General features: G+C 43.2%; 23 protein-coding genes. 10 read left to right on the plus strand and 13 right to left on the minus strand.

Annotation, left to right across the window (positions count from 1 at the left end; all coding sequences use genetic code 11):
* Positions 1 to 29 precede the first annotated feature (29 nt).
* The 6 genes from ACRHOZ_RS01525 to ACRHOZ_RS01550 all read right to left on the minus strand — a co-directional run bounded on the left by ACRHOZ_RS01525 (position 30) and on the right by ACRHOZ_RS01550 (position 4,825).
* A complete protein-coding gene (locus tag ACRHOZ_RS01525) occupies positions 30 to 920 on the minus strand; it encodes a DUF4835 family protein (RefSeq protein WP_431121575.1) in 891 nt (296 codons plus the stop codon).
* A complete protein-coding gene (coaBC, locus tag ACRHOZ_RS01530; protein ID WP_431121577.1) occupies positions 913 to 2,118 on the minus strand; it encodes a bifunctional phosphopantothenoylcysteine decarboxylase/phosphopantothenate--cysteine ligase CoaBC in 1,206 nt (401 codons plus the stop codon). Before coaBC ends, ACRHOZ_RS01525 begins: the two co-directional genes overlap by 8 nt.
* 3 nt (positions 2,119 to 2,121) lie before the next feature.
* Positions 2,122 to 2,448 (minus strand): DNA-directed RNA polymerase subunit omega, encoded by a 327-nt coding sequence (locus ACRHOZ_RS01535; protein ID WP_431121579.1) that lies wholly within the window; start codon positions 2,446 to 2,448, stop codon positions 2,122 to 2,124.
* Positions 2,449 to 2,466: 18 nt separating this feature from the next.
* Positions 2,467 to 3,294 (minus strand): outer membrane protein assembly factor BamD, encoded by an 828-nt coding sequence (locus tag ACRHOZ_RS01540; RefSeq protein WP_431121581.1) that lies wholly within the window; start codon positions 3,292 to 3,294, stop codon positions 2,467 to 2,469.
* 107 nt (positions 3,295 to 3,401) lie between these two features.
* Complete coding sequence (dapA, locus tag ACRHOZ_RS01545) at positions 3,402 to 4,292, minus strand: 4-hydroxy-tetrahydrodipicolinate synthase (RefSeq protein ID WP_431121583.1); 891 nt, start codon at positions 4,290 to 4,292, stop codon at positions 3,402 to 3,404.
* The gene (locus tag ACRHOZ_RS01550; protein ID WP_431121585.1) at positions 4,292 to 4,825 is read right to left on the minus strand and encodes a DUF6913 domain-containing protein; all 534 of its coding nucleotides are present in this window, start codon (positions 4,823 to 4,825) and stop codon (positions 4,292 to 4,294) included. The genes dapA and ACRHOZ_RS01550 overlap by 1 nt, the downstream gene beginning before the upstream one ends.
* Before the next feature lie 115 nt (positions 4,826 to 4,940).
* Between ACRHOZ_RS01550 and ACRHOZ_RS01555 the strand changes: the two genes are divergently transcribed.
* Together ACRHOZ_RS01555 and ACRHOZ_RS01560 are read left to right on the plus strand one after the other, a co-directional pair.
* Positions 4,941 to 5,657 carry a 5'-nucleotidase C-terminal domain-containing protein gene (locus ACRHOZ_RS01555; RefSeq protein WP_431121587.1) on the plus strand — a complete coding sequence of 239 codons (717 nt, stop codon included), beginning with the start codon at positions 4,941 to 4,943 and terminating at the stop codon, positions 5,655 to 5,657.
* Positions 5,658 to 6,569 carry a metallophosphatase gene (locus tag ACRHOZ_RS01560; protein ID WP_431121589.1) on the plus strand — a complete coding sequence of 304 codons (912 nt, stop codon included), beginning with the start codon at positions 5,658 to 5,660 and terminating at the stop codon, positions 6,567 to 6,569.
* A 246-nt stretch (positions 6,570 to 6,815) separates the two neighbouring features.
* On the opposite strand, the gene ACRHOZ_RS01565 is transcribed toward ACRHOZ_RS01560, so the two are convergent.
* On the minus strand, positions 6,816 to 8,456 hold the full coding sequence (locus tag ACRHOZ_RS01565; protein ID WP_431121591.1) for a BspA family leucine-rich repeat surface protein: 1,641 nt from the start codon (positions 8,454 to 8,456) through the stop codon (positions 6,816 to 6,818).
* Between the two features lie 225 nt (positions 8,457 to 8,681).
* Here ACRHOZ_RS01565 and ACRHOZ_RS01570 point away from each other — a divergent pair, with 225 nt between their 5' ends.
* Positions 8,682 to 10,151, plus strand: a complete 1,470-nt coding sequence (locus ACRHOZ_RS01570; RefSeq protein WP_431121593.1) for a T9SS type A sorting domain-containing protein — start codon at positions 8,682 to 8,684, stop codon at positions 10,149 to 10,151.
* Positions 10,152 to 10,202: 51 nt separating this feature from the next.
* Here the strand turns inward: ACRHOZ_RS01570 and ACRHOZ_RS01575 are convergent, their stop codons facing one another.
* Genes ACRHOZ_RS01575 through ACRHOZ_RS01595 form a run of 5 tightly spaced genes read right to left on the minus strand, consistent with a single transcriptional unit; the run spans position 10,203 to position 14,424 of the window.
* Entirely contained in the window at positions 10,203 to 10,493 is a 291-nt protein-coding gene (locus tag ACRHOZ_RS01575; RefSeq protein WP_431121595.1) for a hypothetical protein, read from the minus strand.
* Positions 10,494 to 10,498: 5 nt separating this feature from the next.
* Complete coding sequence (gene ligA, locus ACRHOZ_RS01580; protein ID WP_431121597.1) at positions 10,499 to 12,496, minus strand: NAD-dependent DNA ligase LigA; 1,998 nt, start codon at positions 12,494 to 12,496, stop codon at positions 10,499 to 10,501.
* On the minus strand, positions 12,497 to 13,078 hold the full coding sequence (locus tag ACRHOZ_RS01585; protein WP_431121599.1) for a TIGR00730 family Rossman fold protein: 582 nt from the start codon (positions 13,076 to 13,078) through the stop codon (positions 12,497 to 12,499).
* A gap of 1 nt (position 13,079) precedes the next feature.
* Complete coding sequence (gene prmC / locus ACRHOZ_RS01590; RefSeq protein ID WP_431121601.1) at positions 13,080 to 13,937, minus strand: peptide chain release factor N(5)-glutamine methyltransferase; 858 nt, start codon at positions 13,935 to 13,937, stop codon at positions 13,080 to 13,082.
* A gap of 1 nt (position 13,938) precedes the next feature.
* Positions 13,939 to 14,424: a GNAT family N-acetyltransferase gene (locus ACRHOZ_RS01595; RefSeq protein WP_431121603.1), complete on the minus strand. Its 486-nt coding sequence runs from the start codon at positions 14,422 to 14,424 to the stop codon at positions 13,939 to 13,941.
* 29 nt (positions 14,425 to 14,453) lie between these two features.
* Here ACRHOZ_RS01595 and ribD point away from each other — a divergent pair, with 29 nt between their 5' ends.
* Genes ribD through ACRHOZ_RS01615 form a run of 4 tightly spaced genes read left to right on the plus strand, consistent with a single transcriptional unit; the run spans position 14,454 to position 17,572 of the window.
* The gene (ribD, locus tag ACRHOZ_RS01600; RefSeq protein WP_431121605.1) at positions 14,454 to 15,506 is read left to right on the plus strand and encodes a bifunctional diaminohydroxyphosphoribosylaminopyrimidine deaminase/5-amino-6-(5-phosphoribosylamino)uracil reductase RibD; all 1,053 of its coding nucleotides are present in this window, start codon (positions 14,454 to 14,456) and stop codon (positions 15,504 to 15,506) included.
* Entirely contained in the window at positions 15,499 to 16,101 is a 603-nt protein-coding gene (locus tag ACRHOZ_RS01605) for an HAD family hydrolase (protein WP_431121607.1), read from the plus strand. The genes ribD and ACRHOZ_RS01605 overlap by 8 nt, the downstream gene beginning before the upstream one ends.
* Complete coding sequence (locus ACRHOZ_RS01610) at positions 16,101 to 16,964, plus strand: EamA family transporter (protein ID WP_431121610.1); 864 nt, start codon at positions 16,101 to 16,103, stop codon at positions 16,962 to 16,964. Before ACRHOZ_RS01605 ends, ACRHOZ_RS01610 begins: the two co-directional genes overlap by 1 nt.
* Positions 16,964 to 17,572 (plus strand): IMPACT family protein, encoded by a 609-nt coding sequence (locus tag ACRHOZ_RS01615; protein ID WP_431121613.1) that lies wholly within the window; start codon positions 16,964 to 16,966, stop codon positions 17,570 to 17,572. The genes ACRHOZ_RS01610 and ACRHOZ_RS01615 overlap by 1 nt, the downstream gene beginning before the upstream one ends.
* Here the strand turns inward: ACRHOZ_RS01615 and ACRHOZ_RS01620 are convergent.
* Entirely contained in the window at positions 17,569 to 17,967 is a 399-nt protein-coding gene (locus ACRHOZ_RS01620) for an acyl-CoA thioesterase (RefSeq protein WP_431121615.1), read from the minus strand. The two genes, ACRHOZ_RS01615 and ACRHOZ_RS01620, sit on opposite strands and share 4 nt — an antisense overlap.
* Positions 17,968 to 18,170: 203 nt before the next feature.
* Between ACRHOZ_RS01620 and dnaA the strand changes: the two genes are divergently transcribed.
* The 3 genes from dnaA to ACRHOZ_RS01635 are packed head-to-tail and all read left to right on the plus strand — an operon-like array spanning position 18,171 to position 20,793.
* Positions 18,171 to 19,595, plus strand: coding sequence for a chromosomal replication initiator protein DnaA (gene dnaA / locus ACRHOZ_RS01625; RefSeq protein ID WP_420399998.1), 1,425 nt, complete (start codon positions 18,171 to 18,173; stop codon positions 19,593 to 19,595).
* 12 nt (positions 19,596 to 19,607) lie between these two features.
* Positions 19,608 to 20,060 carry a low molecular weight protein-tyrosine-phosphatase gene (locus ACRHOZ_RS01630; RefSeq protein ID WP_431121617.1) on the plus strand — a complete coding sequence of 151 codons (453 nt, stop codon included), beginning with the start codon at positions 19,608 to 19,610 and terminating at the stop codon, positions 20,058 to 20,060.
* A gap of 4 nt (positions 20,061 to 20,064) precedes the next feature.
* On the plus strand, positions 20,065 to 20,793 hold the full coding sequence (locus tag ACRHOZ_RS01635) for an SAM-dependent methyltransferase (RefSeq protein WP_431121619.1): 729 nt from the start codon (positions 20,065 to 20,067) through the stop codon (positions 20,791 to 20,793).
* Positions 20,794 to 20,800 lie beyond the last annotated feature (7 nt).

The raw sequence follows: 20,800 nt of genomic DNA on the forward strand, positions 1-20,800 counted from the left end.
GTAAAGATATAGCTCTTTGGAGAAATGGACTAGTAATTTATTTCGTTCCAGATATTGGAATAAAATGGTGCCACCCGATTCAAGGTTTCCTTGAGTTTTACAATGTCCACCTTGGGGCCATCAGAGAAGATGTTTCTAATTTCTTCGGACTTGGCGTCAAAAAAAGTTTGGATCAAAAAAGCATTGGGTCTTCGTTTGATCAAGGTTTCAAACAAGCGCATGCTTCCAGCAATTACCTGTTTGCCAGTGCTATTGTTGTCCCCAAGAATATCCAAACCCTTTCTATGGTAGTTGTACATGGCAATCCGATATTCCCTAAAGGAATTGCTCATCAAATTGTCCACCAGCTCAAATCGGGAACGCTCCCCAGTTTCTTGGTTCCAACCCGAGAAATTTGAGCCTTGTGCCTGCGTGACAATATTCTGTGCTTTTCGAAACATTTCATCCCCACCTTCCAAGGAAAAGGTATCAGCATCCAAGCCTAAAATCACATACACATAATAGGTGATAACGCCTATCAAGTTGGAATCAAAGACGTTCTCATTGAATACCAAAGGCTGAAATTCCTGGTACTGGAAGTTGAAAGCATCATCCTTATAATTGAAGATGGGACTTTCATAGGATGTATTGAATACAGGTCGGGAAGATTGAATTTGGATGTTGGCCTCAAATCGGTCCGATTCATATTGGGTAACCGTAATGAACATCCTGGCACTGACACGTTCATTCTCCCGATACACGCGATTGGTCCACTTGTTTTTGTTCACAAAATCGTTTAGTGAACGTTCCAAAGTCCTAAATATCTGCTGGTTGGTCTGACCTACTTGGTCCGAGTTAACCGTTATAGTGCAATTGAGTTCTTGCGCCAAAGAGATTTGTGCAATTGAAAACAAAAAAACAAGTATAATGATCCTATGCATGGATTCTGGAGATAATTTCTTCCCAAATGTCCGAAGCAACTTCGGGCTTCGTCTTCAATGCAAACGTTTTAATCCCGGAATTCTTATCGATAAAAGTAATTTTATTGGTGCTGCCACCAAAACCTGCACCATCGTCCTTAAGGGAATTAAGCACTATGGCATCCAAATTTTTTCGTTGGAGCTTACCTTTGGCATTTTCAAGCTCGTTTTCCGTTTCCAGGGCGAAGCCTACCAAAAACTGTTTGTCCTTACGCTCACCAAGTGATAAAAGAATGTCTGGGTTTCGTTCCAGTTCAATTTGCAGGTCCCCATCCTTCTTTTTCATTTTTTCCTTTGCCACATGTTTAGGTCGATAATCTGCCACTGCAGCGGCCGCAATTGCTACATCCACCTCATCAAAATGCTGGTGACAGGTGTCGTACATTTCCTGGGCCGAAGTAATTCGAATCAGCCGAATGGAATCCTGCTCCACGGTTAGGTTGGTAGGCCCAGACACCAAAATGACGTTTGCTCCCAAATTAGCTGCCTTTTTAGCCAATTCAAATCCCATGGTTCCGGAGGAACGATTGCCCAAAAATCGGACAGGGTCAAAGGGTTCATGGGTAGGGCCAGCCGTGATCAAAACTTTCTTTCCGCTGAGGGGCAAGCCTAGGGATAATTCATTTTGGATAAACGCAAGTATGTTTTCCGGTTCCGCCATTCGTCCTTCTCCATGCAGTCCACTGGCCAATTCTCCAGATTCGGCTGGAATCATTGTGTTTCCAAAGGAAGTCAGCTTTTCCAAAGAGGTTGCTGTAGACGGGTGTTTGTACATGTCCAAATCCATGGCAGGAGCAAAAAAGACTGGACACTTGGCTGAAAGATAGGTCGCCAACAATAGATTGTCACAAATGCCCTGGGACATTTTGGAAAGTGTATTGGCGGTAGCTGGGGCAATGATCATAAGGTCAGCCCACAAGCCCAATTCCACATGATTGTTCCAAGATAAACTTCCATCCTCCTCGTTTACGAAATCCATCAGCACAGGATTCTTGGACAAGGTGGACAAGGTAAGGGGAGAAACAAAAGAGCCAGCACTCTGGGTCATTACAACTTTGACCCTGGCGCCAGCTTTTATAAGTAACCTAACAAGAAATGTGGTCTTGTATGCGGCAATTCCCCCGGTTACGCCCAAAAGAATGTTTTTACCGCTAAGCATTTCTTAGGCGTCTTTCTCTGTGTTTCTGTAGTAGATTTTGTCTTCCAACCATTCCATTACCGCCAAAGCATGTGGCTTTGGTAGCTTTTCGTAAAACTTGGAAACTTCTATCTGCTCCTTGTTTTCAAAGACTTCTTCCAAGCTATCGCTGTAGGTGGCAAATTCCTCCAACTTTTCCAACAATTCCTTCTTTATTTCAGAATTGATTTGGATAGCACGCTTGGACGCGATGGAAATGGCTTCATAAATGTTGTCCGTTTTCCCATCAAATTCGTTCCTGTTGTGGGTCACGGTAGAAACGGGAGCTTTGGTGTTTTTCAAATCTTGCATTTACGATAGTTTAAAATGTTATTTGGAGTTGGAGTACACACTCAACTCTTTCTGTATTTTCTGGGACAGTTCGTCCGCTTTCTTTTTAAATCGGGTCTCAGGAAAATAACGGAACAAATTGTTATACGCTGACAACGCATCTTCCAGACGTTCCTGCTTTTTGTTATCTGTACTATTAACCGCCAAATTGGTGGCCGCCTCAATTCTGTAATAGAGTGCCTCTTCCCTGTAAATGGATCCTGGGTTATCAGAAATAAAATTATCCAGGGCGGTAATGGCCGATATCAAGATGGGATAGTTGAATTTCCCTAACTTATTGAACTGCTTGGCTATCTCAATTTGCTTTCTTTCCTTTTTGGAGGTCAACTCCTTGGCCATGTCATTAGCCTCTTCAAAAAATTCCGACTCCGGATAGGTGTTGATAAAGGTCTGTAGTTTGGCCAAAGCCTTATCCGTATCCGTTTGATCCAGCGAATAAGCCGGAGATAATTCATAATAACTCTTTGCTCCTAAAAATGTAGCTTCCTGAATCTTATCACTTCTAGGATATGATTTTATAAATCGTTCAAACTGGTATCCGGATAGGTAATAATCTTTTGTTTTGAAATAAGAGTCTGCAAAAAAGAACATTACCCGCTCTCCTTGTGGTTTGCCCACATATCGGGGTGCAATCTGCTCAAACAATCTTTTTGCCCTTTTATAATCCCCTTCGTCATAGTACTTCTGGGCCAAATCATATTTAGCCTTAACATCCTCATTTTTAAGCACTTTTTGGTACTCACTGCAGGATGAAAACAAAATAATGGCAAAGAATAAAGGAAGAATCGACCTCATTTTCAAAAACATTTTGCAAAATTAGTGATAATCAATGGATTTAAAAAATAGAAATCCACTTCCAAAAATAAGTGTCCGTGCAGCTTCCTGCCAAGGTTTTGGCTAAGTTTTAACGCAGCTTAGGCATACACCTTGTTGTGCGACTTCAGATAGGCGGCAATTCTGTTTTTTAAGCCTAGAGAAGCCTCAACCAATGGCAAACGCACTACGGCAGAACAAAGTCCCAAGGACTCAAAAATACTCTTGATCCCCGCTGGATTGCCTTCTTCAAAAATAAGCTGCATTGCCGGTAAAAGTGCATGGTGCAATTCATAGGCCCTATCTGATTTACCCTGTAACCCCTGCTCAATCATTTTAGAGAAACCTCCCGGTAACCCTTGGCCCAAAACAGAAATTACTCCAGAACCTCCTGCCAAAACGGTGGGCAAAGCTGTGAAATCGTCCCCCGAAATCACCAAAAAGTCATCTGGTTTTTCCTTAATGATCTGGTCAATCTGGACCATATCTCCACAGGCTTCCTTGATGGCCACAATATTGGGAACATCCTTTGCTAACCTTACCGTGGTTTCCGGTAACATATTGCTACCTGTCCTTGCGGGCACATTGTACATTACAATTGGTACTGGAGATGCCGCACCAATAGCCTTAAAATGCTGGTAAATCCCTTCTTGGGTCGGCCTATTGTAGTAGGGCGATACAGATAATATGGCCGTGAATTCCGAAAGGTCCAAAGTTCTGAGTTCCTCCACAACAGCAGCGGTGTTGTTTCCACCAACACCCAAAACCAATGGTAACCTTCCTGCATTGGCACGAACGACCACATCAGCGACCAGTTGCTTTTCAGCTTTGGACAAAGTAGCCGATTCCGCCGTGGTGCCCAAGGCCACCAAATAATCAATGCCTCCCTGAATACAATGTTCCACCACACGCTCCAAGGCAACGGTATCTACTGAAAAATCTTCTTTGAACGGGGTAACCAACGCCACTCCCGTGCCCAATAATTGCTCCATTACAATTCTTTTAAAACCTTTAAATATTTCTTTAATTCACTTTTGAACAAGTCAAAATCGTTTAAGGACGTATTTAAGATTAAATCGTTGATCTTGGGATCTAAGGTTCCAAATCCAACTTTGAGTCGGGCTTGGGTTTTCACGGAGAGGAGTTTCATCATTAAATTATCTTCTTGATAATAATTCAGCAACAAATCGTACTCCCTTCCCAAAAACTCCAGCACATATCCATTTTCAATTTGGCCCTTCCAACCTAAATCCTTGTCGGAAAAAATTTGAATGGCATAGGGCGAGTTTTTGTCATACTCCCTTTTATAGCCAATGATTTTAATGGCATTAGGCCTAAGTTCGTACTCGTCTATCAACTCATAAAACACCTCTGCATTTCCAAAATTGTCCACATCCACAATGCAGCCAATGCTACTAACGCCCTTGCTCCGCTCCACAATGGTAGCGGGCTTCTGCATTTCATCCTGCAGGTATTTTTGTCCCGATTTAACTTTAAATTTATCCTGGAGCCCTTTTAAAAACATTATTTTTATGCATTTTTACAAAGGTAATTAATCTACCTTGACTCCTTAAAACAAAGATACGCCAGTGAGTGTTTTAAAAATCAAACAAATTGTTTTATTCTTAACAATTTGTATTTTGGTTTCCTGTAATCAGGAAAAACCCCAGCTTTCAAAAATTGACGGAAAACAAGTTCCCATAGACAGTATTCTTGCTCCAGTAGATTCCATTGCATCCTTTGTAACCCCTTACAGAACCCGAATCAATGAGGTTTTGGACAGTACCTTGGCCTTTGCTCCTGAAGACATTAATTTGGATGATGGTCCCCGAAATACCTCCATGGGCAATTTTATGGCCGATGTACTTTTGGAAGAAACCGCTCCCCTTTTCCAGAAGCAAACGGGAAAAGAACTGGACTTTGTCATCATGAACCGTGGCGGTATCCGCTCCATAATTTCGGCAGGGAACGTAAGCGCTAGACATGCTTTCGAAGTCATGCCCTTCGAAAATTATATCTCGGTAGTGGAACTGGATGGTACTGCTATGCGAAAACTGATCAGTTTTTTAATCAATTCCTCCCGTATACATGCCATTGCCGGTATGCAGATTACTTTGGACAAAACAGGGCATTTGGAATCCGTGAACATCAACGGAAGCCCTTTTGACGAAAACAAAAACTATCATGTGGCCACCTCGGACTATTTGGTGCAGGGCGGCCCCAGTATTGGTTTTTTTAGTGATATGGTCTCTGTGCATGATACGGGTTATTTGGTAAGAAATGCCATTATTGACCATTTGAAAAAGATAGATACCGTGACCGCCCAAGTGGATGACCGATTTATTCAATTAAACTAGATGAAAAGACGAGATTTTCTAAGTCAGACGGCAGCTGCCTCCACCTTGGTTGGACTGGGAGGGTTTGGACTTAATTCCTGTTCGGCATTGGGCAGAAAACATATCACCATTTTGCACACCAATGATGTGCACAGCCATATTGATCCTTTCCCAAGCACCGATGGCCGGTACGCCAATTTGGGAGGTGTTGCCCGTAGGGCCACTTTGGTAGAACAAATCCGAAATGAAAATCCCAATACACTCCTTTTTGATGCCGGGGATATTTTTCAAGGTACCCCATACTTTAATTTCTACGGTGGGGAACTGGAATTTAAGTTGATGAGCAAGCTCAAGTACGATGCTGCCACCATTGGCAACCACGATTTTGACAACGGAGTGGATGGGCTTTTGGCGCAGATTCCGAACGGTACATTTGATTTGCTTTCTGCCAACTACGATTTTTCCAATACCGTACTGGATGGTTTTGTGAAACCGTATAACATATACCAACTGGATGGTATTAAAATTGGGGTCTACGGACTCGGTATTGCTTTGGATGGACTGGTGACCAAACGCTTGTACAAGGAAACAGTCTATTTAAACCCTTATGAAACTGCCCTGGATCTAGAACGAAAGTTGAAAGAAGAGGACAACTGCGACTTGATTGTTTGCCTTTCTCATTTGGGATACGATTATGAGAATCCCCAGCGACCCTCGGATATCAGGCTTGCACAGAACACCCACCACACTAATTTGATCATTGGCGGACATACCCATACCTTTTTGGATAAACCCGAAGTACGTACTAACCTAAACGGCGACTCTGTCTTGGTAAACCAAGTTGGGGCTTACGGACTTAATTTAGGCCGTATAGATTTCTATTTTGATTCCGATAAGAATGTTTCTGGGAATGGGGTGAGTATTACCGTTTAGTTTTTATCTTTTCGTCAGTTCAAATGTCCCTAATGAAATTCGGGGTGTATCGGGCACAACACACCCCTGCCCCTCTCAAGCGGGGAACAATGTGCTCCCTTTTTGAGAAGGGAAGAATTTCAGTACGATGAAATCAGGGATGTGTCAAAAATTTGGGCTTTGTTCTTCTTAGCATATCTTCCTTTTCTTGTTTACCCAACCACTAGATGTAATCTAGCGGTAGCAAAGGGCTGTCTTTGTTCTTCGCTACAAGTTACACTCTGGATCAATTCCTTTATCTTCAATAAACCATTCTTTGGTATTATCTAAAAAGTCAACCGCTTCAAATGCAAAACAATGATACAATCCCGCAGCTCCTAACGTAATGGCATCAGGCGTATTAGGGTTGTTCGCCCATCCAATTAGGCTAGCATCATAGTTGTCCCTTGACATTCCTGAGCCGTCCAGCATGTGCGCCATATTGTTTACATTGTTTATGTTCCATCCACCTAAATTCTGATTGAACACGATAGCGGAGTCAAACATATATGACATATTCTCAACCTTACTTACCACCCAATCATTTAAATCTTGGTCAAAAGCCTCAGCTCCATAAAACATAAAGGACATATTAGTAACGGCAATCACAACCCAGTCGCCAACGTCTTGATTAAAGGAAATCGCCTCATCAAACATATAAGACATATTCTCGACCTTACTGACATCCCAGTTACTGATGTCACCATTAAATAATGAAGTTCCACTGAACATGTCCTTCATATTGGTAATGTTTTCGACATTCCAATTATCTAAATCTGCATTAAAGGAAGTAGCATCTTCAAACATACTTGTCAAGTCGGTCACTTGGGTAAGGTCTGGTGCATCTGTAGCTTTATACTCCATATTTACGCAGCCATAGAACGCTCCGGCCAAATCCGTCCAAGTATTGGTTCCCCATTGTTCCATACTTGTAAGTTTACTGGCAGAAGCCGGACTGTTAGCCATCACAAAACCAGGAAATTGCCCATTGATTGCAATGGTGAAGGTGCCAGCATTCCCAAATTGGTGCGATGGAGGGTCACTACCTACCTTGTCCTCAACAGTTCCATCACCCCACTCAATTTTGTAGTTGTATAATCCCCCTTCCGCTGTTCCCACGAAAACTGTTTCACCTGCTTCCACGGTCCAAGTGGTAACAAAGGAAGATTTTTCCTTGTTTAAAGGTAAATCTATAATGTTCTGAACACTAACGGTCATTTGGGCCTCTGTGGCTGATATTCCATCCCAAGAGCGTACGGTAAACACATGTTGTTCCTGGGCCTCAAAATCCAAGGTTTGTCCTTCCCTAAGTTTTACCTCCCCAGTCGCAGCATCAATCTGAAAAAGTTCATCGTCATCTACAGTAATTTCAAAGGTAAGCGGGTCTTCATCCAAATCCTGGGCATCTATTGTCAAAATGACATCTGTTGGAGTGGCGCTCTCCAAAACATTAAACTCCTGTGGATCCATATCAGGCGCTTGATTGACCTCCTCTTCTGCTTCCGTTACATTAATGGTCACAGTCGACTCAGATTCGGCCGCATGTTCATCCGTTACGGTTACATTTACCGTATGCTGGGATGCCGTGGCACGATCAAATTGTTGCCCGGTCTTAAGCTGCAACCCTCCGTCTGCCGTAATTTGGAACATGGTCTCGGAGGCATCCAGGGAAAAGAAATAATCATCGCCTTCCGGGTCGGTAGCCTGAATGGTGGCAAATGTGGTCCCAGCCTCGGTATCTTCCGGTGCGTCTATGGAGGTAGTGGTGATCTGCGGAGCTTCGTTGGCCGGTTCGACACCATCATCTTTTTTACAAGAGAACAAAACAGCCGTCGTCAATAACATTAAAATAAGATTCTGCAATTTCATTTTTTGGGTTTTTATAGTTTACCCAGCAAACATGCGGAATAGACACCTTATTATAAGGTGCCATTTGACAGAGACCCATTTTCAATTGACGGATGGGGGTTTTGGGTTGATGGAGCGAAAAGAAACTTGAGAATCCATGAAGGTTTAACTCATCGATTTTTTTAACAAAATTGTTAGTTTTTTAACATTTTATTGTATTTTGAGTGCGAACTCTAACACATAATTATGAAAGAAAAGAAAATTACCCCACACCCCAAATCCATCGTTTTCCTACTTAGTTTATGCTTGTTTTTAACTTCCCACCTAGCGGTTGGACAAGAATCCCGAGCACTTCCAGGACCAGTCAGCCAGTTAACGGTCAACGACAAAGGTGAGATTGCCTGCACCATGCATAGTGATAATGCAGTGGCAGCAGCCCATCACCATATGGGGAATGCAAAAGGAGGTATAACCATTAATGGCAACACCAAATCCGCTTCCAGTTCCAAAAAAACGCCTTCTGGGGCCACCATATTTGTGGATTATTTTAATCTAGATCCCGAATTGTCCGAGGCCGATTTTTTGGAGGCAGCCATTGCCTTTCAATCTGCAGTGGATATCTGGGCCGCCCATCTTTCTTCTGATGTGCCCATTTTTGTGGCAGCACTTTTTCAGCCTTTGGACCCTGGAGTTTTGGGCTCTGCTGGACCTACACGTATCTACGCCAACACTCCCGGTTTAGAAAGGGAAACCTGGTATGGCAATGCCCTCGCAGACAAATTAACTGGCGAAGATCTATCACCAACCCTTTATGACATTGTGGCCAACTTTAGCACCGTTTTTCCAAATTGGTACTATGGCACGGATGGCAACACGCCTCCCGGGGACTTCGATTTTAGGACCGTGGTCCTTCACGAATTGGGTCATGGTCTGGGCTTTTTCGGTTCCATGTTCGTGGATAATACCACAGGCATTGGAGACTACGGATTTGGCATCCCCAATCCGGTTTATCCGGCCATTTATGATCGTTTGGCCAATTCGGCTGATGGGAAATCCATCTTAAAAGAAAACCGATATGGAAATTTCACCACGGAACTGGGAGATCTATTGCTTTCCGGGCCTCTAACAGCCAAAGGCCCACGAATTAAAAAAGCCACTAACGGAAAAGGAGCGCAACTCTTTACCATATTGGATTCCGCCGTCTTTGGAGACATTCCTGGTTTGACCGATATATGGCTACCTGGATCCAGTTATTCGCACATGGATTTTCTTACCTATGCCGGTGGTGAAGAAGGGTTGATGGTTCCCTTTTTATTCCGTGGTCTTGCTTTTGACGAGCCTGGTTCAATAGTCCTTTCCATTTTTGACGATATGGGCTGGAATGGGCAAGTGAACCGCGAAGTAATGGAAGACAGGAGCAATAACAATGACGATGGAGGAGATGGGTTGGTAACAGAAGGTGATAATGTGGTGGCCATTTACCCAAACCCCTTTACAAGTTCCATCAACGTAACCTTGCTCGAAGGTCGCTCTGTCCGTAGCGCCATTTTAACGGATATGGCAGGTTCAAAATACAATGTGCCGAAATCAAGGATTGGAGGCGGTACCGAAGCCAGCATAGATCTATCTGGTTTCAGGGGTCGATCAGGACTTTACTTTCTCCAACTCACTTATGATAACGGAAGTTCTGAAGTATTAAAGGTTTATAGGCAGTAAAATTATTGATAGCTAATTCAAAAAAGAGGCCAGCGCAATGCTGGCTTTTTTTTATGGACTCAAATTAGTAACGACCAAATCCTTTAATTCCTCCTCTAAACTGTAATCTGGAAAAGGTTTGCCAGCTTGTCGGTACCAATAGCCCGCATTCCATTCGTCTCCCTCCTTCCGGTGCAGATAAGCATGGATCCAACTTCCCATTGCTGTGTGCAAATCTTGGGCTATGTTATGTGAAGATTCCCAATCACCTTTGGCATCATACCAAAGCGACCGTAGGGGTAAAGACCAATCCTTGGGTGGGTTTAGCCCACTTAAAGTTTGTAGAAAATCTTGATAGTCCATATCCCCTATGCCAATTTGGACAAAAATTCTTGCTCTGAAATGATAGGCACGCCCAAATTCTCGGCCTTGGTCTTTTTACTTGGCCCCATATTGGCGCCAGCAACCAAAAAACTGGTTTTGGAAGAAATAGAGGATGCCACTTTCCCCCCATTATCCTCAATGAGTTTTTTAAGCTCGGTACGACCTATGGACTCGAACACTCCCGAAACCACAAAGGTCTGTCCCTTTAATTTTTCAGATTGATTTTCGAGCTGCTCTTCGGATAACGAGAATTGTAATCCGTAGGATTTTAACCTGTCCACAATTTCCACATTATCCGGATTTCCAAAAAACTGAACCACACTTTCGGCTATACGCCCGCCAATCTCATCCACAGCTACCAGCTCTTCTTCAGAAGCAGCTATCAAGGCATCGATATTTTTATAGGCCTTGGCCAATTTTTTGGCCACAGTCTCCCCTACATACCTGATTCCCAAGCCAAACAATACCCTTTCAAATGGAATACTTTTGGAAGCAGCTACCCCATTCACCAAATTCTCTGCAGATTTCTCTGCCATGCGCTCCAGGGGCATTATTTGTTCCTTGGTCAAGACATAGAGATCGGCATAATTGGCTATCAAGCCCTCTTTAAAGAGGAGTTCCACGGTCTCACCTCCCAAACCTTCAATATCCATGGCCTTACGGGAAATAAAATGTTGGATTCTTCCTGTGATTTGGGTAGGACAACCGGTATCATTGGGACAAAAATGTTGCGCTTCACCTTCCTTGCGAATCAATGGAGTATTGCACTCCGGACAATTTTGAATATACTGGGTTGGAACCAAATCTTTAGGTCGTTGAGCTAGGTCTACCGCTATAATTTTCGGAATGATCTCACCCCCTTTTTCCACAAATACAGTATCCCCTTCACGGATGTCCAGTTTCTCAATCTGATCGGCATTGTGCAAGGACGCCCTTTTAACCGTGGTTCCGGCCAACAAAACAGGTTCCAAGTTGGCCACTGGGGTTATGGCTCCTGTTCGACCTACTTGATAGGTGATTTCATTAAGTACGGTAGATACCTGTTCCGCCTTAAATTTGTAAGCCATAGCCCAACGCGGAGCCTTGGCGGTATAACCCAACTCTTCTTGATGCCTTAGATTATTCACTTTGATGACCACCCCATCCGTTTCGTATGGCAAATCATGCCGTTTTTCATCCCAATGCTCCACAAACTGCATCACCTCATCCGTAGTTTTGCACAATTTGGCAACTGCGGGCACCTTAAACCCCCATGCCCGGGCTTTTTCCAGTACCTCATATTGGGTTGTTATGTCCAGATTATTCCCAACAATACTGTATAGCAAACACTCCAGCGGACGCTGGGCCACCAAAGCGCTATCCTGAAGCTTGAGGCTCCCCGAAGCTGTATTTCTGGGATTCATATAGGGTTCTTCCCCTGCTGCTATGCGCTCCTTGTTCATCTGGGCGAAGCCCTCTAGGGTAAGGATAATCTCCCCGCGGATGTCAAATTTGGGGGGATAGTCCCCTTTAAGCTGCAAGGGAACGGATTTGATCGTCTTGATATTTATGGTCACATCATCGCCCTGAAATCCATCTCCTCTGGTAACAGCCCGTACCAACCGCCCTTCTTCATATGTAAGGCTAATGGAGGCCCCGTCATACTTCAACTCACAGGTAAACTCCACATCAACATCTCCCAAAATACGTTGGATGCGCTTTTCCCAGTCTTCCAAGTCTTCCTTGGAATAGGAATTGTCCAGGGAATACATGCGATGTTCATGCTTGATGGTCTCAAAATTCTTGGTGACCTCTCCACCTACCCGAAGGGTTGGGGATGTAGGGTCGTGGAACTCGGGATGGGCTTCTTCCAACTTTTGAAGCTCCTTTAGTTTAATGTCAAACTCGTAATCTGAAATCGTGGGTTTGTCCAATACATAATAATTGTAGTTGTGCCCACGGAGTTCTTCCCTTAGTGCCGTTATTTTTTCTTGGATGCTCATTTACGTTTGTTCTTTTTCAATCCATTTGGGAGTGATCAATGGTGTATAGTTCCTCATTTGCTCCAGAAGCCCTGCCGCACTGGAATCCACCAACAACATCTCCCTATTTTCTTGCTTTAAAAATCCTTGGGCGACCATGGTATCCAAAAATTGCAGCATGGAATCAAAAAAACCATCACAGTTTAGTACCCCTATGGGTTTTTGGTGCAATCCCAACTGTCCCCAAGTAATGATTTCAAAAAGTTCTTCCAAGGTACCATAACCCCCTGGAAGTGCCATAAACCCATCTGAAAGTTCATGCATTTTTAATTTCCTTTGGTGCATGGTTTCCACAACGATCAATTCTGAAATATGCGGATGAAATACCTCCTTGCGTTTCAGAAAATCCGGTATTACCCCGATTACTTTCCCATTTTTGCCCAAAGCTCCGTCAGCCACCTGACCCATCAGCCCAACTTTAGCACCACCATACACCAATTGGATTTGTTGCGAAGCCAAAACTTCTCCCAACTGGAAGGCAGCTTCAATCGTTCTAGGGTCATTCCCCTCACTACTTCCACAAAAAACAGCAACACTCTCCATATTAATTCAGTTGGCCTTTAAGCATTCTGTCATTCCCGAAAATGTCCTTTCGAAGTTCAATTTCCAAAAAATTATGCGCTTCTAAAAGGGCTTGGGTCTCCTTGCCCAAATATTGGTTGATTTCAAAATAGAGCTTTCCTTTTTTGCCTAGATGCGAAATGGCAAATTGCGTAATGGCTTCGTAAAAAAGTAAAGGGTCTTCATCCTCTACAAACAAGGCCACATGCGGTTCGTACTTTTTTACATTGTCCTTTATCCCTTCTTTTTCCAACTCCCTTACGTAGGGCGGATTGGATACAATCACATCAAATTCAAGTTCAAGTTCAAAATCAGGGTCAAGGATATCATAATGAATGAAAGTAATATCAACTCCATTCAACTTAGCGTTTTCCTTGGCTACCTCTATAGCTTGTTCAGACACATCCAGAGCATAAACATTGGCATTAGGAAACTTTTTAGCCAAGGCGATGGCAATACAACCACTTCCTGCACCAATATCCAATATCCTTAGGTCTCGACTGCGCTCGACCTGACAATCCGATATTACCCACTCCACCAACTCTTCGGTCTCCGGTCTAGGAATCAGTACATGTTCATTGACTTTGAAATCCAAATCCATGAAATGGGCAGTTCCCAAAATATACTGCAAGGGTTCCTCTAATTTCAGTTTACTTAAGGCCTCAAACAATGGCATTTCCTCCTCTTTGGTCAACACCAAATCGGGTTGAAGAACCAAAGTAAATCGTTCCAAGTGCAAATAATGCTCTATGCATAGATGAAAAAAGGAGTCCACTTCCTCAGCAGCATATATTGGATCCAATTCTTTGTGAAAAATGTTCTTGATCTCCTTCAGCAGCACCCTACATTTCTTTAAGCATCCAAACGGGACAAGAATAGTGCCCGGTATTGCCCATAGGGCCATCAATATATTGGAACCCGTTTTTTTGATAGAGTTTCTGGGCGGCTTTCATGTAAGGCATGGTTTCCAGATAGCAAGCTTCAAAACCAAATTCCTTTGCTTTTGCCAAGCAAGTGTCAATCATCTTGGCACCCAAGCCTTTACCCCTGGCTTCTTCCAGCAAGTACATTTTCTGCAGCTCACAGACATTGCCATCAAAGTTTTCCAATTGGGCTACTCCTGCGCATCCAATAATGCGGCCTCCCTCTTCAGCAACAAAATAGGTAGCCTTTGGAACGTCATAAGCCCCATACATATCATCCAATGCCTTATCGGCATAAGCGGTACCCACTTTGGGCACTCCCAAATCCACCAAAACTTGGCGAACTACACTTGCCACAGCGGCATTGTCCTTTGGTTGGATTTCGCGAATTATGACCTCGCCCATATTGTGTTTTATTATTCTATTTTTGTCCGGTGAATATACACGAAAAATACCTGTTGCGATGCATGGAATTAGGCAAAAAAGGTCTAGGAACCACCGCACCCAATCCTATGGTAGGAAGTATACTTGTTCACAATCACAAAATCATTGGGGAAGGCTACACGAGCCCTTATGGTGGCCCACATGCGGAAGTCAATGCCATTAATGCCGTCCAGGATAAGGAACTACTAAAGCAATCCACGATTTATGTCACTTTGGAACCCTGCTCCCACTTTGGAAAAACCCCACCCTGTGCAGAGCTAATTATTGATTCAGAAATACCCAAGGTGGTCATTGGTTTGCAAGACCCCCATGATAAGGTGGCCGGTAAAGGCATAGAAAAGTTACGAGAGGCAGGTTGCGAGGTCACTCTTGGGGTGTTGGAAGCTGAATGCAGGGAACACCACAAACGGTTTTTGACCTATCAGGAGAAAAAAAGACCCTACATCATTTTAAAATGGGCTGAAACGCAGGATGGGTTTATTGCGCCAGATAAAGTCAAGAGAAAAGACAATCCCGAACCCTTTTGGATCAGCAATACCTACTCCAAACAGTTGGTTCATCAATGGAGAAGTGAAGAACAGGCCATTTTGGTGGGTACGCAGACCGTTTTGGAAGACAATCCGAAACTAAATGTGAGAACCTGGGAAGGCAAAAATCCGATTCGGGTAATCGTGGATCGCTCGTTGAAGATCCCACCACATTTTCACGTGCTGGACCAAAGCGTGCATACTTTAGTATTGACAGCCGAAAAGGACAGCTCCAAATACTTGGACGGAATCACCTATGAGCTACTGGATTTCACCAAACCTGTTGCAAATCAAATATGCAATTTACTGCACAAACATTCCATATCAAACGTGCTAGTCGAAGGAGGAACAAAAACCCTACAGACTTTCATTGATGAAGAGCTTTGGGATGAGGCCCGTATTTTTAAAGGAGCTTCTGCATTTCATTCTGGAACTTTGGCGCCGGTTATATCTGGGAAGCTTGTCCATTCAGAAAAAATAATTTCCGACACCCTTTCAATACTAAAGCATGATTAAAAACATAATTCTCGATTTTGGAGACATTTTTATCGATTTGGATAAACCCGCCACAGCAAAGGCCATGGCAAAATATGGTTTCAGGGAACTTACTCCAGATTTGGAAAGCCTATTTAACTCCTATGAAAAGGGAGAGATGGATTCCCAGTCCTTTTTGAAGCAAGTTACTTTGCATTTTCCATCTGCTCCCAAGGACTATTTAATCAATGCCTGGAACGCCATCCTAAAGGATTTTCCAGATAGCCGACTGGATTTTGTAGAAAACCTGGCCAAGGAAAAACAATATCGTTTGTTCTTGTTGAGCAATACCAATGACCTTCACATCGAGTTTGTAAGAGAACGGCTAGGAAAGGAAAAGTTTGATCGGTTTGAAGGCTCCTTTGAGGTTTTCTACCTCTCCTATGAAATGGGCATGCGCAAACCGGATGCGGAAATTTTCGAGTTAGTACTGCAAGCCAATAATCTGATTCCAGAGGAAACACTGTTCGTGGATGACACCAAGGAAAATACAGATACTGCGGCTTCCTTGGGTATCCAGGTTTGGAATTTGCAAGTAGGCTCAGAAGATATCACCCAACTAAAACAACATCTTTAATGTTAGATCTACTGTTTAGTATTCTTTGTACTACTACCATATTTGTAGTGTTTAAATTATTTGATACCTATAAGGTACAGACCCCCTACGCCATTGTCGTAAATTATGTGGTGGCCTGCACCGTAGGTCTACTTCTCTATGAAGGAACGATCAATGTTTCTTCAATAACCCAATCGTCCTGGTTTGTGGGAGCAATGGGTATGGGCGTCTTTTTTATCCTCATTTTTAATCTGATGGCCAGGGCATCCCAGGTAGCAGGGGTCACCGTGGCATCCGTGGCAACTAAAATGTCTTTGGTTATTCCCGTTGTGATCGGGATGATCCTATACAATGAAAAGCTTTCTCTTTTTCAAGGTCTAGGGATATTATTGGCACTTGCGGCGGTATATTTTACCTCCATTAAGGAAAATTCGTTGGTAATTTCCAAGAAAGCCCTAGTTCTGCCCCTATTGGTGTTCTTGGGGTCTGGAATCATAGATGCCAGCATGAAATATTTTGAGGAACGGCATTTGGATTCCAAGGAGGTTGCCATTTTTTCAGCGATGGTCTTTGGATTTGCCGCGCTTTCCGGCTTTGTCTTTATCGGATATAAGGCTGCCCAGGAAACGATCAAAATTAATTACAGAAATGTATTGGGCGGTATAATACTCGGAGTGCCCAATTATTTTTCCATTTTCTTTTTACTTAGGGCGTTACAGAACGAGAATTTTAGCTCCGCTGCCATTTTTACCATTAACAATGTTGCTGTGGTCATGCTCTGCACCTTGCTCGGTATTTTGATGTTCCAGGAACGATTGAGTATTAAAAACTGGGGTGGTATAGCTCTGGCTGTTCTAAGTATTGTTTTAGTAGCCCTGTTCTGATGGAAGTTGACAGTTTCAGAACCCTTGAGAATCCTACACCTGAAATACTATATAAAGATAGGAAAAGTAAATTCTTTGGGTTTGCCTTTCCGATTTCCGCAGAAGAAGAGGTCAAGCCCATTGTGGAAGCTTTGAGAAAAAAGTATCCTGCGGCCAACCACGTGTGTTACGCTTGGCAACTTGGCGCCCAGCAGGCTACCTACAGGGCCAATGATGACGGAGAGCCCAACAACTCGGCCGGAATGCCCATTTATGGGCAAATCCAATCTTTTGGGGTCACTAATGTGTTGGTAGCTATAGTCCGAATTTTTGGCGGAACCAAATTGGGAGTGGGTGGCCTAATTCAGGCCTATCGTACGGCAGCACAAATGACCCTTGAAAATGCAACAATTATTGAAAAGATTGTGAAACAGCATTTTCAGCTAAGGTTCGACTACCCGCAAATGGATGTGGTCATGCGAGCCATAAAACAAAGAAATCTAGAAATCATTTCCCAAAAAATGGAAATGGATTGTGCTTTAGTAGTTGCTGTCCGAAAAAAAGAAGCTGAAGATGTTCTTGGAACCTTTCAGCAACTGCATCAAATCAAAGTGGACGTGCTGGACTAAGCTTTCAATTTTTCCATAATGAAGTCTGGACATTTTATGGGCCTGTTTTTGCTTTGATCCATGAACGCCAATACCGTGTTGGCCTCGGCCAGTAACTCACGCTTTTCATTATAAATCGCATATTCAAATTCAATTCGGACCATGGGTAGTTTCTTTAGACGTGTTTCCACGGTGAGCATATCGTCGTAGAGTGCAGATTTTTTATAGTTGATCTGTAGGGAAATTACAGGAAGTATGATTCCATTTTCCTCCATGGCCCTATAAGAGATTCCCATGGCCCTCAACCACTCTATTCTGCCCATCTCCAAATAGGGAACATAGCTTGCATGGTGAACAATACCCATCTGGTCCGTTTCTGCATAACGAACGCGAAAAGAAAATGAATTTATCCGCATATTTTAACTGAAAAATTATATATTTAGAGGCTCGGTTTACATTAAGGAAACATGCGAAAAAAAAACAAAATATTCAATGGCAAAATCATTTTTTTTTTCAAAGTTTTGTTCACATATTTGTCGCATCCAACGAGCATCCTGAAACCCTTTGATGCTTTGACCTAGAGCTTTAAAGCTAACCATTAAACTAAGGAAAAACTTTTATGAGTGTTACTGCAAATTCCGTGTGGAACAATTGTTTGGCTTTTATCCAGGATAATATCCAACCGCAGGCATTCAAAACATGGTTTGAACCTATTAAGCCTATCAAGTTAACAGATAGCGCCCTGAGCATTCAAGTTCCCAGTAAATTTTTCTATGAATGGTTGGAAGAGCATTACGTAAAGCTTTTGAAAGTTGCCTTGACCAAGGAACTCGGAAACAATGCCAAACTTATCTACATTATTAAAATGGAAAATAAGTACGGTAACAAGGAACCGTTTACGGAACAAATCCCAAGCTCGAACCGAACTGCTGTGGGGCCTCAGGAATTGGATGTGCCCATTACCTCCAAAAGTCCTGAGCTGAAGAATCCATTTGTGATTCCCGGTATTCGCAATATTAAGATTGAGTCGCAACTCAATCCCAATTACAATTTTGAAAATTTTCTGGAAGGAGATTCCAATCGCTTGGCGCGATCTGCGGGTATGGCAGTGGCCAACAAACCCGGTGGAACTTCCTTTAACCCCCTGTTGGTTTTTGGCGGGGTTGGATTGGGAAAGACCCACTTGGCGCATGCCATTGGTGTAGAAATCAAGGATAAATATCCAGAGAAGACCGTACTCTATATTTCTGCGGAAAAGTTTACACAACAATACATTGAATCCGTAAAAAAGAACACCCGAAACGATTTCATCCACTTCTATCAATTAATAGATGTGCTGATTATTGATGATGTACAGTTCCTTTCAGGAAAATCCGGTACACAGGATGTGTTCTTCCATATTTTCAACCACCTGCACCAAAATGGCAAGCAGGTCATCTTAACATCGGACAAAGCTCCGGTGGACATGCAGGACATAGAGCAGCGTTTGTTGTCCCGATTCAAATGGGGACTTTCTGCCGAATTGCAGAGTCCGGATTATGAGACCCGGGTTTCCATCTTAAAGAACAAGCTGTACAGGGATGGGGTTGAAATGCCGGAGGATATCATAGATCATGTGGCCAAGAACATCAAAACCAACATTCGGGAATTGGAAGGAGCCATTATTTCGTTGATTGCGCAGTCCTCCTTCAACAAACGCGAGGTGACTTTGGAGTTGGCCCAACAGGTTGTTGAGAAGTTTGTCAAGAACACCAAGCGGGAGGTTTCCATCGATTACATTCAAAAAGTGGTATCGGATTATTTTGAAATGGATGTGGCCACCCTTCAATCCAAAACCAGGAAACGCCATATTGTACAAGCCAGACAATTGGCCATGTTCTTTGCCAAAAAGTTTACCAAGGCCTCATTGGCCAGCATTGGCTCCCAAATAGGAAAGCGAGATCATGCCACAGTATTGCATGCGTGCAAGACAGTAGATAATCTGGCCGAAACCGATAAGCAGTTCAGAAAGTATATCGAAGACCTGAACAAGAAATTTTCCTAATCCCTTAGCTTAATGAAAACCAAGGTGTTGATGGTCTGCTTGGGCAACATATGCAGGTCACCATTGGCCGAAGGTGTATTGCGTTCAAAAATTGACGAAGGTTCAATATTTGTCGACTCCGCTGGAACTGCTGGATATCATGTGGGCAACGCCCCGGACAAGCGATCCATAGCCGTGGCACTAAAGCATGGAATTGATATCAGCCATCAAAAATGTCGCAAATTTTCTACAAATGATTTTCAGGAGTTCGATGTAATTTATGTCATGGATTTAAGTAATTTTTCCAACGTTTTACGACTTGCCAATAGCAGGGAAGATGAAAAGAAAGTAAAGCTGCTTTTGGACGAAGTGGATTTGGGTTTCAATGAAGTTCCTGACCCTTACTATGGTGGCCCTGATGGATTTGAAAATGTATATCAAATGGTTGATATGGCTTGTGAGGCCATCGCCCAAAAATTGAGTTGATCGGATGGAAGAAAGCAAACCTGGTCTGGTTTTAGGTAAAGTCTATTTGATTCCCACCACCTTGGGAGACAATGCCCCTTTGGAGGTTCTGCCCATATCCATCAAACGCACCATCGAAAACATTAACCACTATGTGGTTGAAAATGAAAAGACGGCCAGACGCTTTATCAAGAAAGTAAGCCCTAGCAAACCGCAACCCAGTTTGCACATAGAAACACTGAATAAGTACACAGATCCTGCAGTAATTCCATCGTATTTGGATCCCTGTATTAGTGGTCATAACATAGGAATTCTGTCAGAGGCGGGTTGCCCCGGTATTGCCGATCCAGGTGCCGCGGTAATCAAAGTGGCTCATGAAAGACGCATTCAAGTAGTTCCTTTGGTGGGGCCTTCTTCCATTTTAATGGCCATGATGAGCAGTGGGCTGAACGGACAGAACTTTGCCTTTAATGGATATTTGCCCATTGATACCCCCGAAAGAAAATCCAAGCTAAAACAATTGGAACGCTTGTCCAGGGATAGCGGGCAATCGCAAATCTTTATGGAGACTCCGTACCGAAACGGTAAATTGCTACTTGAACTTACCAAAACCCTGCAAAAACAAACCAGACTCTGTATAGCCGCGGACATTACCTTGCCCACCGAATTTATACAGACCAAAAGCATCCATGAATGGAGTGAAATGGAAATAGACCTGAACAAACGACCCACCATCTTTATTATTCAGGCATAAAAAAAGC

Origin of the sequence: Flagellimonas flava (assembly GCF_050617915.1) — a bacterium.
GTDB lineage: Bacteria > Bacteroidota > Bacteroidia > Flavobacteriales > Flavobacteriaceae > Flagellimonas > Flagellimonas flava_A.

Excerpts from the sequence above, each read along its gene's own strand:
- ACRHOZ_RS01550 (WP_431121585.1), bottom strand. The coding sequence starts at position 4,825 with ATGTTTTTAAAAGGGCTCCAGGATAAATTTAAAGTTAAATCGGGACAA.
- ACRHOZ_RS01585 (WP_431121599.1), bottom strand. The coding sequence starts at position 13,078 with ATGGAGAGTGTTGCTGTTTTTTGTGGAAGTAGTGAGGGGAATGACCCT.
- ACRHOZ_RS01575 (WP_431121595.1), bottom strand. The coding sequence starts at position 10,493 with ATGGACTATCAAGATTTTCTACAAACTTTAAGTGGGCTAAACCCACCC.
- ligA (WP_431121597.1), bottom strand. The coding sequence starts at position 12,496 with ATGAGCATCCAAGAAAAAATAACGGCACTAAGGGAAGAACTCCGTGGG.
- ACRHOZ_RS01525 (WP_431121575.1), bottom strand. The coding sequence starts at position 920 with ATGCATAGGATCATTATACTTGTTTTTTTGTTTTCAATTGCACAAATC.
- ACRHOZ_RS01620 (WP_431121615.1), bottom strand. The coding sequence starts at position 17,967 with ATGCGGATAAATTCATTTTCTTTTCGCGTTCGTTATGCAGAAACGGAC.
- ACRHOZ_RS01565 (WP_431121591.1), bottom strand. The coding sequence starts at position 8,456 with ATGAAATTGCAGAATCTTATTTTAATGTTATTGACGACGGCTGTTTTG.
- dapA (WP_431121583.1), bottom strand. The coding sequence starts at position 4,292 with ATGGAGCAATTATTGGGCACGGGAGTGGCGTTGGTTACCCCGTTCAAA.
- ACRHOZ_RS01560 (WP_431121589.1), top strand. The coding sequence starts at position 5,658 with ATGAAAAGACGAGATTTTCTAAGTCAGACGGCAGCTGCCTCCACCTTG.
- ACRHOZ_RS01605 (WP_431121607.1), top strand. The coding sequence starts at position 15,499 with ATGATTAAAAACATAATTCTCGATTTTGGAGACATTTTTATCGATTTG.
- ACRHOZ_RS01635 (WP_431121619.1), top strand. The coding sequence starts at position 20,065 with ATGGAAGAAAGCAAACCTGGTCTGGTTTTAGGTAAAGTCTATTTGATT.
- ACRHOZ_RS01610 (WP_431121610.1), top strand. The coding sequence starts at position 16,101 with ATGTTAGATCTACTGTTTAGTATTCTTTGTACTACTACCATATTTGTA.
- ACRHOZ_RS01570 (WP_431121593.1), top strand. The coding sequence starts at position 8,682 with ATGAAAGAAAAGAAAATTACCCCACACCCCAAATCCATCGTTTTCCTA.
- ACRHOZ_RS01540 (WP_431121581.1), bottom strand. The coding sequence starts at position 3,294 with ATGTTTTTGAAAATGAGGTCGATTCTTCCTTTATTCTTTGCCATTATT.
- ACRHOZ_RS01630 (WP_431121617.1), top strand. The coding sequence starts at position 19,608 with ATGAAAACCAAGGTGTTGATGGTCTGCTTGGGCAACATATGCAGGTCA.
- dnaA (WP_420399998.1), top strand. The coding sequence starts at position 18,171 with ATGAGTGTTACTGCAAATTCCGTGTGGAACAATTGTTTGGCTTTTATC.
- ACRHOZ_RS01615 (WP_431121613.1), top strand. The coding sequence starts at position 16,964 with ATGGAAGTTGACAGTTTCAGAACCCTTGAGAATCCTACACCTGAAATA.
- coaBC (WP_431121577.1), bottom strand. The coding sequence starts at position 2,118 with ATGCTTAGCGGTAAAAACATTCTTTTGGGCGTAACCGGGGGAATTGCC.
- ACRHOZ_RS01535 (WP_431121579.1), bottom strand. The coding sequence starts at position 2,448 with ATGCAAGATTTGAAAAACACCAAAGCTCCCGTTTCTACCGTGACCCAC.
- ACRHOZ_RS01595 (WP_431121603.1), bottom strand. The coding sequence starts at position 14,424 with ATGGGCGAGGTCATAATTCGCGAAATCCAACCAAAGGACAATGCCGCT.